The 12904-nt window shown below is 61.9% G+C and carries 14 protein-coding genes; 6 read left to right on the forward strand and 8 right to left on the reverse strand.

Annotated features, from left to right (window positions below):
* The first annotated feature begins 1 nt into the window (after position 1).
* From ACPW74_RS08985 to ACPW74_RS09000, 4 genes are all read left to right on the forward strand, one after another.
* Positions 2-1252, forward strand: coding sequence for a response regulator (locus ACPW74_RS08985; protein ID WP_010674796.1), 1251 nt, complete (start codon positions 2-4; stop codon positions 1250-1252).
* A complete protein-coding gene (locus ACPW74_RS08990) occupies positions 1253-1867 on the forward strand; it encodes a GNAT family N-acetyltransferase (RefSeq protein ID WP_103261891.1) in 615 nt (204 codons plus the stop codon).
* Positions 1868-1939: 72 nt separating this feature from the next.
* Positions 1940-2713, forward strand: coding sequence for a Sir2 family NAD+-dependent deacetylase (gene cobB / locus ACPW74_RS08995; protein WP_041211443.1), 774 nt, complete (start codon positions 1940-1942; stop codon positions 2711-2713).
* Positions 2714-2798: 85 nt separating this feature from the next.
* A complete protein-coding gene (locus ACPW74_RS09000) occupies positions 2799-3278 on the forward strand; it encodes a hypothetical protein (protein WP_041211442.1) in 480 nt (159 codons plus the stop codon).
* A gap of 95 nt (positions 3279-3373) precedes the next feature.
* On the opposite strand, the gene tnpA is transcribed toward ACPW74_RS09000, so the two are convergent.
* Positions 3374-3778 (reverse strand): IS200/IS605-like element ISAs26 family transposase, encoded by a 405-nt coding sequence (tnpA, locus tag ACPW74_RS09005; RefSeq protein WP_010674034.1) that lies wholly within the window; start codon positions 3776-3778, stop codon positions 3374-3376.
* A gap of 57 nt (positions 3779-3835) precedes the next feature.
* Between tnpA and ACPW74_RS09010 the strand changes: the two genes are divergently transcribed.
* On the forward strand, positions 3836-5062 hold the full coding sequence (locus ACPW74_RS09010; RefSeq protein ID WP_021141234.1) for an RNA-guided endonuclease InsQ/TnpB family protein: 1227 nt from the start codon (positions 3836-3838) through the stop codon (positions 5060-5062).
* Positions 5063-5114: 52 nt separating this feature from the next.
* Positions 5115-5873 carry a hypothetical protein gene (locus ACPW74_RS09015; RefSeq protein WP_158656289.1) on the forward strand — a complete coding sequence of 253 codons (759 nt, stop codon included), beginning with the start codon at positions 5115-5117 and terminating at the stop codon, positions 5871-5873.
* Positions 5874-5962: 89 nt separating this feature from the next.
* Here ACPW74_RS09015 and ACPW74_RS09020 read toward each other — a convergent pair whose 3' ends face one another.
* The 7 genes from ACPW74_RS09020 to ACPW74_RS09050 form a co-directional block, all read right to left on the reverse strand.
* Complete coding sequence (locus ACPW74_RS09020; RefSeq protein ID WP_041211440.1) at positions 5963-6988, reverse strand: substrate-binding domain-containing protein; 1026 nt, start codon at positions 6986-6988, stop codon at positions 5963-5965.
* Entirely contained in the window at positions 6988-7920 is a 933-nt protein-coding gene (gene rbsK / locus ACPW74_RS09025) for a ribokinase (protein WP_010674791.1), read from the reverse strand. The genes ACPW74_RS09020 and rbsK overlap by 1 nt, the downstream gene beginning before the upstream one ends.
* Positions 7921-8018: 98 nt before the next feature.
* Positions 8019-8894: a ribose ABC transporter substrate-binding protein RbsB gene (rbsB, locus tag ACPW74_RS09030; RefSeq protein WP_041211439.1), complete on the reverse strand. Its 876-nt coding sequence runs from the start codon at positions 8892-8894 to the stop codon at positions 8019-8021.
* Between the two features lie 30 nt (positions 8895-8924).
* Entirely contained in the window at positions 8925-9893 is a 969-nt protein-coding gene (rbsC, locus tag ACPW74_RS09035) for a ribose ABC transporter permease (RefSeq protein ID WP_041211438.1), read from the reverse strand.
* Positions 9890-11419, reverse strand: coding sequence for a ribose ABC transporter ATP-binding protein RbsA (gene rbsA, locus ACPW74_RS09040; RefSeq protein WP_041211437.1), 1530 nt, complete (start codon positions 11417-11419; stop codon positions 9890-9892). Before rbsA ends, rbsC begins: the two co-directional genes overlap by 4 nt.
* 35 nt (positions 11420-11454) lie before the next feature.
* Positions 11455-11874 carry a D-ribose pyranase gene (gene rbsD, locus ACPW74_RS09045; RefSeq protein ID WP_010674787.1) on the reverse strand — a complete coding sequence of 140 codons (420 nt, stop codon included), beginning with the start codon at positions 11872-11874 and terminating at the stop codon, positions 11455-11457.
* Positions 11875-12120: 246 nt separating this feature from the next.
* Positions 12121-12738 (reverse strand): glutathione S-transferase family protein, encoded by a 618-nt coding sequence (locus tag ACPW74_RS09050; RefSeq protein WP_039040777.1) that lies wholly within the window; start codon positions 12736-12738, stop codon positions 12121-12123.
* Positions 12739-12904: the final 166 nt, after the last annotated feature.

Genomic DNA, 12904 nt, shown 5'->3' on the forward strand with positions numbered 1-12904 from the left:
CATGATCATCACAGATGAAGAGTTGATGGCCTTGCTGGAGTCTGATGACAGCCAGGAGCCAACGTTTTACCCGGTCAGCGTCTATGCCCTGGACGCCGTCTCCCATCTGGCGGTCAAGGGAGCGGGCCTGCCGGCCTATGCCAATCTGCACCGCACCCGACCCGATGCCGGCTGGCAATGGGAAGGACTGTTTGCCGCCGGGGCCATCGCCCTGTTTGATCCTGCCTCTCATCAGGGGGCCGACTATCTGCCTCATCTGTTGGCTCCCGGGGCAGGGATCTATCGCCTCAGCGATCCCTGGCTCGAGGGGTTGCAGGCACGGGAGCAGGGGTGGCGTGCCTGGCTCGCCCAGTGCCAGATCCTGCTGCTCGAAGATCACCCCTTCCAGGGAGCCTGCATTCAGCAGGAGATCCAGGGACTGGGGTTGCCCTGCCACTGGGTTCAGGATGGCGAAGGGTGCCTCAAGGCGCTGGAAGAGGGGGGCGTGAGATTGCTTATCTGTGATCTCAGCCTAGCGGAGCAGGATGCCATCAGCCTGCTGATGAGCCATCCCCAGTATCACCACAGCGGTCTGCCCATCATCCTGCTCTCCGCTCATGATCAGACCCTGATAGACGGCGCCCGGCGTCTCCTGCACGATGCGGGTTTCAACGTGCTGGCCGCCCTGGCCAAGCCGCTGCAAAGCGACGATCTGCTGCGTCTGCTCAAGATGCTCTATCTTGGCCCCCAGCGTCAGCGCAGGCTGGGCGGGCTCAAGCGCACCGTGCGTAGCTGGCAGGGAGAGGCGAGAGGACAGCTTGGGCTGCTGGCAGATGCGGCTTCCTGCACGCTGCCGATCTGGCTGAGCCTGAGCGGTCTTTCCCCTCACTGGGAGCCGCTCAAGCTCTGGCTCGAGCAGCATGGACGAGAAGCAAGCGAACTCACCCTGGTCATCCACCGACGGGATCACCTGCTGAGCCAGGCGGACCGTTTCGCCCTGGTGCTGCAGGCGAGCCTCGCGGGGGCCAGACTCGCGCTGCTGCTCGATCATGCCCAGCACCTGCCGTTTGATCTCATCGAGCGTCTGCCGTTGCAATCCTTGCTGCTCGGGCAACACCTGCTGCCCGAACTGGAGGCGATGGCTGCCGACTCCTTGCTGGCCCGCTTCATCCAGCGCTCCCGGGAGCTTGGCATCGCGCTCTACCTCGACGACCCCTTCAACCTGCAGGATGCCGCCCAGTGGCAGGATCGCGGCGTGGCAGGGCGCTGGTAAATGGCTCGCTATCTTTGCTGGCCGCTCGATGAGCCGCGCTTGTGGCAGGGAATGTCGGGTTGGACGGCTCCCGCCTCACGGGCCGCCTTGCCGATGACGATGGTGGTGGGGGGGCTGACTTGCCGCTTGCAGGAGCTGGCGGGCAGCGACCCGAAGCGAATAAGCGCGGCCTATGACGCCCTGAGCGAGCAGAGCGTCTATTTGCGCTTCATGCGGGCCAAGCAGCCTGCGACGGCCGAGCAGCTCGCCTTCTTTCTCGACTACCCCAGAGAACCCCAGATAGGATTGCTGCTGACCGACGAGCAGGGGGGGCCGCTTGCCATGGCCCAGTCCGTTCGCCGGCGCCTGCACCCGGACAGGGCTGAGTTCTCCTGCATCGTCGCGGATCATTTTCAGCATCGCGGCGCCGGGCGTCGCATCCTGCTGGCGCTTGCGCGGCTGGCATACGGGGAGGGGATCCGGGAGTGGACGGCGGAAGTGCTCGGCCAGAATCGCCCCATGCTGGCTCTGCTCAAGGGGCTCGGGTTGCCGCTTACCCTGGTGACAGGACGGGAGATGGTCTTTGCCAGGCTGGATCTCGCGCCCATGGCGAGCTTTGTGCTCCCATCGGCCTAAGACCAAGGGCGAATGGGCCGCCTCTTGCTCCTGTGCTAAGGTCAGCCTGTTACCCGTTGGAGGAGAACAACCATGGTGCAGTCAGCCAAACATATCGTGATCCTCACCGGTGCCGGCATCTCGGCCGAATCCGGTATCAAGACCTTCCGGGCCTGTGATGGCCTGTGGGAAGAGCACATGGTGGAGGACGTGGCCACCCCTGAAGGCTATGCGCGGGATCCCGAACTGGTACAACGTTTCTACAATGCACGGCGCCATCAGTTGCAGCGCGCCGAGATCCACCCCAATCCGGCCCACTATGCATTGGCCCGTCTGGAGCGCCTGCTGCCGGGGCGCGTCACCTTGGTCACCCAGAACATCGACAACCTGCACGAGAGTGCCGGCAGCAAGAACCTCATCCACATGCACGGCGAGTTGCTCAAGGCCCGCTGCCCGGGCTCTGGTCAGGTGATCGAGTGGCGCGGGGATCTCCATCAGGAAGAGCTGTGTTCCTGCTGCCAGTTTCCCCACCCGCTGCGCCCCCATGTGGTCTGGTTCGGGGAGATGCCCCTCGGACTTGACCGCATCTACTCGGCCCTGGCTCAGTGCGATCTCTTCATCTCCATCGGGACCTCCGGGGCGGTCTACCCTGCCGCCGGATTCGTCCATGAGGCCGGCCTGAACGGTGCCCATACGGTGGAGCTCAATCTGGAGCCGAGCGAAGTGGGCAGCCAGTTTGATGAAAAACGTTATGGTCCGGCTTCCTTGCTTGTGCCCGCTTTTGTGGATGAACTCCTGCAAAGTTGCGGAGTGCATCAGCCTCTCTCCGTCGAGGGCCATAACTGGATGGAGATGCGGGGCCCCTAATTATTGATTTTTCACACAGTTGCATTGACCCACTGAAATCGCCACACTGGCTCCTAACTTCAAGATGCAGTTGGCACAACATGTCATGAACTTTCCAACGCGCGGGATGGCCTCGCTCCTGCTGGTGCTTTTCTCGTTCGGTACCCAGGCTTCCTCCTCTTCGCTATTGCAACTGATCCTGCCGGACAAGCGGGAAATCACCCTGGATGAGGCGGCGTTGGCAGCCTTGCCACAAGTGGAGTTCGAGACGGCGACGCCCTGGACCCTCGGCACTCACCGCTATCGTGGACCGACCCTGAAGAGCGTGCTGGCGCAGCAGCAGGTGGATAGTGCCAGCGCCATCGATGTTGCCGCACTCAATGGCTACCAGCAGCGGGTCGATCTCTCCCTGTTTGCCAAGGTGCCGCTGACCCTGGTGCGTTACCAGGATGACAAACCGCTCACCCGTCGCAATAAAGGGCCGCTCTGGCTGCTGGTCCCCCTCTCGGCCCATCCCGACATGGATGTGTCCGCCATCCACAACAACATGGTCTGGCAGGTGATCCGCATCGAGGTTGTCCCGTGACGCGACGACAGCGAGATAACCTGCTGCTTGCAGCCATCTTAAATGCGAAAGGGGACTCCCTCCGACGTAGGTGGGAGGGGAATTTCGCCGGGGCGTCAGCCCCGCTGGTTTTGAATGTATTGCTTGATCACCTCCAACGGTGCTCCGCCGCAAGAGCCCGCAAAGTAAGAGCGTGACCAGAGTACGGGTTTGCTGTAAGCACCTCTCAAGTCCAGAAATTCATTACGCAGTCGCCTTGATGTGACCGCCTTTAACGAGTTCACCAGTACCGATAGCTGCACCGTTGGCGCGTACTCTATCAGCATGTGAACATGATCAGCCTCTCCGTCACACTCTTTCAGTTCCGCACCAAAATCTCTGCAAACCTCTGCCGCACACTGACCGAAGGAAGCGTGATGCAGATCCCCCAATATCGGCTTTCGATACTTGGTGATAAACACCAAATGTACGTGCAAAACGTAGGCCGCATGGCGTGATTTATTAATTTTAGTGAATTGCATTCTGTCACTCAATCGGGCTTAATAGATATGGCAATAATGCTACACACTGAGCGCTAAATGCAAATTCTGAAAGCCTACAAATTCCGACTCGAACCGACCGAACAACAAGCGCAACGCCTGCGCCAGTTGGGCGGTTGTGCTCGTTATGTCTGGAATCACGGGCTGGCAGAAACCAAACGCATTCTGGATGCTGGCGAAAAACTGCCTTCTGCCTTTGAGCTGAACAGGATGCTCACCAGTTGGAAGAAAGACCCAGAAATGGCCTTTCTGGCCGAGGCATATACCGACAACCTCCAGCAGAAGCTCAAGGATTTGCATGGCGCGTGGATGCGCTGCTTTGATAAGAAACTCGCCGCCAAGGCACCCGTATTCAAGAAAAAAAGCGACAACCGCGACGCTATCCGGTTCGTCAACTTCGACAAGTATTGCCGCCTTGAAAAGGGTCGCGTGAAGCTGCCTGCCGGGCTGGCGTGGGTCAAGTTCCGTCAGTCCCAGCCAGTTGAAGGGAAAATTAAAAACGCGACCGTCAGCCAAGCAGCCGGGCACTGGTATATCTCCTTTCAGGTCGAGCAGGAGACGCTTGAGCCAATTCACCCCTCCGGCTCAATGGTCGGGCTAGATGCGGGGATCGCCAAGCTCGCAACCCTGTCAGATGGCACGGTGTTTGAGCCCGTCAACAGCTTCAAAACCAATCAGACCAAGCTGGCAAGGCTCCAACGCCAGTTGAGCAAAAAGGTAAAGTTCAGCAGCAACTGGAAGAAACAAAAAGCCAAGATCCAGCGGCTGCACTCACATATCGCCAATACCCGCCGCGATTACCTTCACAAGGTCACAACGACTATCAGCAAAAACCACGCGATGATCGTCATTGAGGATTTGAAGGTTGCCAGCATGTCAAAATCAGCAGCGGGCACGACCAGCCAGCCGGGGCGCAACGTCCGGGCAAAATCAGGGCTGAATCGTTCGATATTAGATCAGGGCTGGTTTGAGCTGCGCCGCCAGCTCGAATATAAGCAGGCATGGCGAGGCGGTCAGGTGTTGGCGATAAACCCGGCCTACACGAGCCAGCAGTGCGCCTGTTGTGGGCATACTGCGAAGGATAACCGCCAGACGCAAAGCCAGTTTAAATGCGCTGCGTGTGGTTATGAGGCGAACGCCGATGTGAACGGCGCTCGCAATATTTTAGCGGCGGGACACGCCGTTTTAGCCTGTGGAGGCGTGGTGCAATCAGGCCGCCCGATGAAGCAGGAACCCGGTACTGCGCGAGCAGCTATCACCCAGTAATGGGAATCCCCCTCCTGTGACGCGAAGCGCTAAGGTGGGGGAGGATGTCAAGGTGAGTCTGTTGCAGTTTGAGTTTGTGACCCGGGAAAGCAGCTTTGATCTGGCGTGTCGCTTCGGAGTGGCCAGGCGCGAGGGTGGCGAGGATGCCGATGAGCTATTGGAGCAAGCCATATTGGCATTGAACGAGGCCAAGCGTGAGGGGACCACCCTGGTGTGGTATCAGAGTGCGATGAAGGCTGATCTCCACATGGCCCAGCGGCAGCTGCACCAATTGCGGGAATGGCTGGCGGGGGCCGCCCCTTCCCCCCTGGAGACCCTCTGCGAGGCGATGAGAGACGAGCAGGGCGTGCCGGTGACGGCGGTCAGCCTGCGCTGGCGGGTGAGCCAGCAGCCCTGTGACGTGGGCTGGATGCAAGAGCGTGGTGTCCTTGGGCCCGTGATGGCACGATGGCTGACAGAAGAGCCATGCAGTGGCACCTTGCTGGTAAGGCTTCATCAGCCTGCCCAGCTGGCCCCTCTGCTGGCGAGCCTGCCCCCCTTGCCACAGGGGAGACTGATCCTGGCGTTGCCTGCGCTGATACCGGATGCCACCCTGCTTGAGAAGATGCGCGAGTGTGGCTGCATGCTGGCGCTGAGCGAGCTTGGCAGCTGCGCCCCCGAACTGCTGCAAGCGGGCTGGCCAATTCGCTACTGGCTGCCAGCACCCTCCGGGTACGAGGCGCTGCTCCAGCCGTTGGCAACGGCGCTGGGGCTGCTGCGCCTGGCTCCCCTGGGAGAGGCGCAGCAAGAGGATGATCTCAAGCTGAGTTGAGTGGTGGCTTGTGCAGTCTCGGGGCCGATGCCAAGGAGACAATACACAGAAGAGCGGCTCATGGCCGCCCTTCTGCTGCTTGCTGGCACTTAAACTGGTTTGCTGTCCGGTGAGGAAAAGGGAGCGCAGGAGTGTCTGATCACCAGGTCCGGATCCACGGTGATCATGCGGTTTGCGATGGGCTCGCCGTTGATGCGCGCCAGCAGCCGGGTGACGGCGAGGCGGCCCAGCTCCTCTTTCGGTTGATTGACCGTGGTGAGCGGGGGGGACATGAACTGGGCCAGCGCCACGTTGTCATAGCCGACGATGGAGAGATCGCGGGGGATCACCAGCCCTGCCTGATGGGCGGCACTGATGACCCCCATGGCCATCATGTCGTTGCAGACAAACAGCGCGGTGGGACGCTCTGGCAGCGCCAGCAGGCGGGTCATGGCGGCGGCGCCGCTGGCGCAGTCAAAGTCTCCCTCCTGGATCCAGCCCGGATTGACGGTGAGCCCGGCCTCCTGCATCGCTTGCTCGAAACCCGCCTGGCGCTGGTTGGCCGGGGCGCGGCTGTGGGGGCCCGTGATGCAACCGATGGCAGTGTGACCCAGCCCCAGCAGATGGCGGGTTGCCAGGTAGCCTCCACGATGGGAGTTGTCGGCGATGAGATCCACCTCGCCATTCTCCATGCCCCAGTCCATCACCACGACCGGCAGGCTCTTGAGCCAGTCGAGCTGGTTGAACACCTCCTGCTGCCCTTCACTGCACATGATGAGCAGGCCGTCGACCCGTTTCCTGAGCATCATCTTGAGGTAGGAGAGCGCCGTCTCGGCCTGTCCTTCGGTGTTGCCCAGCATCAGGTTGTAACCCTGCTCGAAGCAGTAGCGCTCCACCCCGCGCACCACCTCGGCGAAGAAGGGGTTGCTGGAGGTGGTAACCAGCATGCCGATGCTGTTGGTCTCCTTTACCTTGAGGCTGCGGGCCACCAGGCTCGGGGCATAGTTGAGATCGCGCATGGCGGCGAAGACCCGCTCCCGGGTCTCTTCGGCCACGAAGCGGGTCTCGTTGATGACGTGGGAAACGGTGGTGGTCGACACTCCCGCCAGCGCAGCCACCTCCTTGATATTGGCCATCAGTGCCCCTGCGCAGTCTGTTCAAGGAGGAAAGCATCGACCTCCTGCTTGCTCGGGATGGAGCTCTGGGCACCAAACCGGGTGACGGAGAGTGCCGCCGCCCCGTGGGCAAAGCGTACGGCTGCGTCAAAGTCGGCGCCGGCGAGCTCGGCCGCCAGGAAGGCGCCGTTGAAGGTATCCCCGGCAGCCGTGGTATCCACCGCCTTGACCCGAAAACCCGGCATGAGCGCCTGTTTCTGCCCCTTGCTGCAATAGACCCCTTGAGACCCCAGGGTGATCATCACCTCACCGATGCCCATCTGGTGGAAGCGGGTGGCAGCCTCCCGGGCGCTCGCTTCGTCCGTCACCTTGACGCCGGTCAGCAGCTCGGCCTCGGTCTGGTTGGGGGTGATGAGGTCCACCAGCGCCAGCAGATCCCTTGAGAGCGGGCGCGCGGGGGCGGGGTTGAGCACCACCCGGGTGCCGTGGGCACGAGCCAGACGGGCCGCTTCCTGCACGCTCTCCAGCGGCACTTCCAGTTGCAGCAGCAGGGTGTGGGCGGCGGCGATCATTGCCTCGTGACCTTGCACTACGGCCGGGGTGAGGGCGCCATTGGCTTCGGCGGAGATGCCGATGCTGTTCTCCCCCTCGTCGCTCACATAGATGATGGCGATGCCGGTGGGGAGCCTGGGGTCGAGTTCGACGGCGCTGACATCGATGCCGTCGTTGGCAAACCCGGTTTTCATCTGGTGGCCGATGGCATCATCACCGATGCGGGCGATGAAGGAGACAGGGGCGCCGAGGCGGGCGGCGGCCACCGCCTGATTGGCGCCCTTGCCGCCGGGAACGACCTGATAGCTGTGGCCGGTCAGGGTTTCACCGGGGCGGGGAAAGTGGGGGACGCGCAGCACATGATCCGCATTCACGCTGCCGAGGACTACGAGACGATTCATTCCTATCACCCTTGGTTGAGTACATCCTGGTCTGGGTGGACCCAGACCAGGCGGCACTGGCGGAAAAAGAGAGGGGAGGCGAACCTCCCCCCGTCAACTTACTTGTTGACGATTTGCAGCGGTACCGGGATGGATTTTTCCACCGGTTGACCCTTGAGCACCTTGTCGGCGGTTTCCACGCCGATGGCGCCGATGAGGGCAGGCTGCTGTGCCACGGTGGCGGCCAGTTTACCCTTGGCCACGGCGGCTTTGCCATCGTCGGTGCCGTCAAAGCCCACGATCATCACCTCTTTGCCAGCGGCCTGCACGGCGCGGATGGCTCCCAGCGCCATCTCGTCGTTCTGGGCGAACACTGCCTGCACGGTCGGATGGGCGGCCAGCAGGTTCTCCATGACGTTCAGACCCTTGGTGCGGTCAAAGTCGGCGGGTTGGGAGGCCAGCACCTGCAGTTTGTTGGCGGTGACCGCCAGGGCGAAGCCTTCGCCGCGATCACGGGCGGCGGAGGTACCTGCGATCCCTTCCAGCTGGATCACCTTGGCACCGCTGCCCAGCTTCTCGGCGATGAAGTCGCCAGCCAGCTTGCCACCGGCCACGTTGTCGGAGGCGATGTGGGCCTTGACGTCACCCTGGGCTGCGCCGCGGTCCAGGGTCAGCACCGGGATGTTCGCCTTGTTGGCCAGGCGAATGGCGTTGCCCACGGCTTCGGAGTCGGTCGGGTTGATCAGGATGGCGTTGACCTTGCGCACGGTGAGATCTTCCACGTTGGAGAGCTCCTTGGCCGGGTCGTTCTGGGAGTCCAGCACCACCAGCTCGTAGCCAAGCTCCTTGGCCTTGGCTTCGGCCCCCTCCTTCATGGTGACGAAGAAGGGGTTGTTGAGGGTGGAGACCACCATCGCCAGGGTGTGTTCCGCGGCCTGGGCGGTGCCCAGCACGGACATGATGGCGGCAGCGAGCAGGGTATTGAGCTTTTTCATCATTTCATTCCTTGTGTGTGGCGTGGCTTGTTAACGGTTGCTTTTGTTATCGATCATCACGGCAAGCAAAATCACGCTGGCCTTGGCGATCATCTGGTAATAGGAGCTGACGTCGAGCAGGTTGAGGGCATTGTTGAGGAAGCCGATGATGAGGGCACCGATCAGGGTACCCATGATACGGCCCTTGCCCCCCATCAGGCTGGTGCCCCCCAGCACAACGGCGGCGATGGCATCCAGCTCGTACCCCATGCCGGCTGTGGGCTGGGCGGAGGAGAGGCGGGATGTGACGATGAGCCCGGCCAGTGCCGACAGCATGCCGCACAGACCATACACCGCGAGCTTGACCCGATCCACATTGATACCAGAGAGGCGGGTGGCCGATTCGTTGCCGCCGAGGGCATAGATGTGGCGGCCCAGGCGAGTGTGGTTGAGCAGGTACCAGGCCAGCAGGAAGACGATGGCCATCAGCCAGATGGGCACCGGCAGACCCAGCAGGTAGCCGGTCCCGAGCCAGGCGAAGTGATCGGCGCCGTCACTGAAGCCGGTGGAAATGGGGCGCCCCTCGGTGTAGACCATGGTGACGCCGCGCAGGGCGGTCATGGTGACCAGGGTGGCGATGAAGGCCTGTACCTTGCCCTTGGCGATGATGAGGCCGCTGATGCTGCCAAGCAGGGCGCCGGCCCCCAGGGTGAGGGGGATCACCAGGCCGATGGGCAGCTCCATGGCCACCATGGTGGCGGCCAGGGCGCCGCACAGGGCCAGTACCGAGCCGACCGACAGATCGATGCCGGCGGTGAGGATGACCAGCGTCATGCCGACCGCCATGATGGCGTTGACCGATGTCTGGCGCAGGATGTTGAGCAGGTTGTCGGCGGTGAAGAAGTTGGGGCTCAGGAAGGAGACCACGCCGATCAGCACCAGCAGCGCGACCAGGGACTTGTTCTCGATCCACCAGGCCTTGCTCATGACGCCGCGGCGGGAAAGGGTTTGGGTTGTCATTGTGCTGCCTCTTGCTCTGCTTGCCACTGTTTACCGACTGCCGCTGCCATCAGCTTCTCCTGATTGGCATCGCGGGTGTTGAATTCTGCGCTAATGCGCCCTTCGTGCATCACCATAATGCGATCACTCATGCCGAGCACTTCCGGCATTTCGGAGGAGACCAGGATGATGCTCATCCCCTCCTTCTTGAACTGGTTGATGAGCTGATAGATCTCCTTCTTGGCGCCGACATCGACGCCGCGGGTCGGCTCATCCAGGATCAGCACCTTGGGCCGGGTCAGCAGCCCCTTGGCGATGGCCACCTTCTGCTGGTTGCCGCCGGAGAGGAGCTTGATCAGCTGATCCTGCCTCGGGGTCTTGATGTTGAACAAACGCACATAGTCCCCTACCGCCTGGCGCTCGGCCTTGCCGTCAATCTTACCGCCACGAATGAACTCGCCGAGGGCGCACAGGCTCATGTTTTCGCGCACCGACAGCTCCAGCACCAGGCCGTCGCCCTTGCGATCCTCGGAGATATAGGCGATACCAGCGGCCAGACCATCGGCCGGGCTTCTGGGTACCAGGGCGTGGCCATCCACCGTCACCTGGCCAGCGCTGATGGGGCTGGCACCGTAGATGAGCTTCATCAGCTCGGTGCGGCCGGAGCCCATCAGGCCGCTAAAGCCCAGAATTTCCCCCTGACGCAGGGAGAAGCTCACCCCGCGCACGCCGGGACCAGCCAGATCGTTCACCTGCAGGCTAACCGGGCCAAGCTCGCGCTCAAGACGTGGGTACTGCTCTTCCAGCCGGCGGCCCACCATCATCTCGATGATCCTGTCTTCATCGAGATCGCTCACCGCCTGCTCGCCGATCCACTTGCCATCCCGCAGCACGGTGACCCGATCGCAGATCTCGAAGATCTCTTTCAGGCGGTGGGAGATGTAGACAATGCCGCAGCCCTGCTCGCGCAGTTCACGAATGACGGTGAAGAGCTGCTCGGTCTCGGTGTCGGTCAGCGCATCGGTGGGCTCGTCCATGATGATGACGCTGGCATCGAACGACAGCGCCTTGGCGATCTCTACCATCTGCTGTTCACCGATGGAGAGATCCCCGAGTCGGGTATCCGGGCCGTGCTTGACGCCAAGTCGCGCCAGCAGACCGCTGGCACGCTCACGCAACTGCTTGTGGTCGATGCTGCCAAAACGGGTGCGCGGTTCGCGGCCGAGGAAGATATTGGCGGCAATCGACAATTCCGGCAGCAGGTTCAGCTCCTGGTGGATGATGCTGATCCCCTGATCCTGAGAGTCGCGGGGGCCCTTGAAGTGCACCGGCTGGCCGCGATAGTTGATGTAGCCCGCATCGGCCTGGTAGATGCCGGTCAGCACCTTCATCAGGGTCGACTTGCCAGCGCCATTTTCGCCGAGCAGGGCCATCACCTGGCCCGGATAGACCCGAAGGCCCGCTTCGTCGAGGGCGCGTACCCCGGGGAAGGTCTTGACGATCCCGGTCAGCTCCAGAATGGGTGATAGGGGGGAGGTTGTGCTCATTTGCAGCTTCCTTGAAGAGGCCTTCTTTGAAGAATTCAGAACGCCACACCGGCGCAGAGGATCAGGTTGGCGTAGGGAGTCACCTCGCCGCTGCGCACGATAGCCTTGCTCTGGCAGGAGCGAGCCTTGAACGCTTCGTGCAAGCAGTACTCGATGGTGATGGGCTTGCCCTGGGCGGCTGCGTGGGCCTCCAGCTGATCCACCAGCGCCTGATGGGCGGCGGGACTGATCTGCTTGATCTCGCTTGCCATGATCACCTTCTCCACCACCAGGTCGGTGAGTAGGGCGGTCAGTACGGTTTCAAGGCTGGGGGTGCCCGCCATCAGCGCCAGATCGATGCGCTCGGGGCCTGCCGGAATGGGCAGGCCAGCGTCGCAGACGGTGATCTCGTCGGTGTGGCCCATCTGCGCGACCAGCGCGCTTAAGGGAGCATTGAGCAGCTTGCCTCGTTTCATACAGCACCTCGGCGGCCTGGGACCGCATATGAATATTGAGTTGGGCAATCGGTTACGCAACCGGTTGCGTCATTAGGGCGAAAGATAGGTGTTAACCGTTAACGGGTCTAGGCAGTGATGACGAAAATGTGAAAACGATCTCAGTGACAGGGCAATTTCAGAAGAAACGGGTGCCATAAGAGCACCCCGTCTGAGAGGCGTCGCCGGATGTTGCCCGCACAAAAAGGCGTACCCGGCGCGAGGAGATCAGAGGGCGAGCGCCGCCTGCACTGCGGGGCGGGCCAGCATGCGCTGATAGTGATCCGCCACCTTGGGAAACTCGCTGATGGCAACCCCGTCGCTCTCGAGCCAGCCTGCAATCACGAAGAGGTAGATGTCGGCCAGGCTAAAGCGCTCCCCCAGTACCCAGGGGCCGGCCAGATAGTGGCGCTCAATCTGGTCAAAGCCATCGCGCATGTTCTGGGGCATCTTGGCCTGCATGGCAGCCATGGCCTGTTCATCGTCGGCCCAGCGGCCGGGACGGCGTCCATGGGCATGGGCGACATGGACGGTGGAGACGAGGAAACTGTGTACCTCCTGCATCCTGGCCAGGAGGAAGGGGTCATCCAATGGGGCCAGCCCGGCGTTAGGAAAACGCTGGGCCACGTAGAGCAGCAGAGCCGGTGTTTCGGTCAGCACGCCATGCTCCGTCACCAGTGCCGGGACTCGCCCCTTGGGATTGATGGCGAGGTAGTCGGGGCTGCGCTGTTCACCAGCGGCCAGATCCAGGCGCTTGACAAGGTGAGGGGCACCGGCCTCCACCAGAGCGATGCGTACCGCCATGGCACAGGTACCCGGGGCAAGATAGAGCGTCAGTTCGGACATGACCGTTTTCCTTGTGTGAGAGAGAAGAGCCAGTGGACATCTCGTCCGCCAGCGCGCGCCATCATCCTACTCCCGTTGGACAGAGGGGCCAAGGGTGAGGGGAACTTCATCAAGTAGGGCTGCAAGGCCTTTGGTATCAATGGCTTTCTGAACGGAAGATAACAGG

Source organism: Aeromonas sp. INTO2 (genome assembly GCF_049860605.1).
Classification (GTDB): Bacteria; Pseudomonadota; Gammaproteobacteria; order Enterobacterales; family Aeromonadaceae; genus Aeromonas; species Aeromonas caviae.

Bases quoted from the DNA above. Each gene is read 5' to 3' on its own strand.
- ACPW74_RS08985 (WP_010674796.1), top strand. From the start codon at position 2: ATGATCATCACAGATGAAGAGTTGATGGCCTTGCTGGAGTCTGATGAC.
- ACPW74_RS08990 (WP_103261891.1), top strand. From the start codon at position 1,253: ATGGCTCGCTATCTTTGCTGGCCGCTCGATGAGCCGCGCTTGTGGCAG.
- cobB (WP_041211443.1), top strand. From the start codon at position 1,940: ATGGTGCAGTCAGCCAAACATATCGTGATCCTCACCGGTGCCGGCATC.
- ACPW74_RS09000 (WP_041211442.1), top strand. From the start codon at position 2,799: ATGAACTTTCCAACGCGCGGGATGGCCTCGCTCCTGCTGGTGCTTTTC.
- tnpA (WP_010674034.1), bottom strand. From the start codon at position 3,778: ATGCAATTCACTAAAATTAATAAATCACGCCATGCGGCCTACGTTTTG.
- ACPW74_RS09010 (WP_021141234.1), top strand. From the start codon at position 3,836: ATGCAAATTCTGAAAGCCTACAAATTCCGACTCGAACCGACCGAACAA.
- ACPW74_RS09020 (WP_041211440.1), bottom strand. From the start codon at position 6,988: ATGGCCAATATCAAGGAGGTGGCTGCGCTGGCGGGAGTGTCGACCACC.
- rbsK (WP_010674791.1), bottom strand. From the start codon at position 7,920: ATGAATCGTCTCGTAGTCCTCGGCAGCGTGAATGCGGATCATGTGCTG.
- rbsB (WP_041211439.1), bottom strand. From the start codon at position 8,894: ATGAAAAAGCTCAATACCCTGCTCGCTGCCGCCATCATGTCCGTGCTG.
- rbsC (WP_041211438.1), bottom strand. From the start codon at position 9,893: ATGACAACCCAAACCCTTTCCCGCCGCGGCGTCATGAGCAAGGCCTGG.
- rbsA (WP_041211437.1), bottom strand. From the start codon at position 11,419: ATGAGCACAACCTCCCCCCTATCACCCATTCTGGAGCTGACCGGGATC.
- rbsD (WP_010674787.1), bottom strand. From the start codon at position 11,874: ATGAAACGAGGCAAGCTGCTCAATGCTCCCTTAAGCGCGCTGGTCGCG.
- ACPW74_RS09050 (WP_039040777.1), bottom strand. From the start codon at position 12,738: ATGTCCGAACTGACGCTCTATCTTGCCCCGGGTACCTGTGCCATGGCG.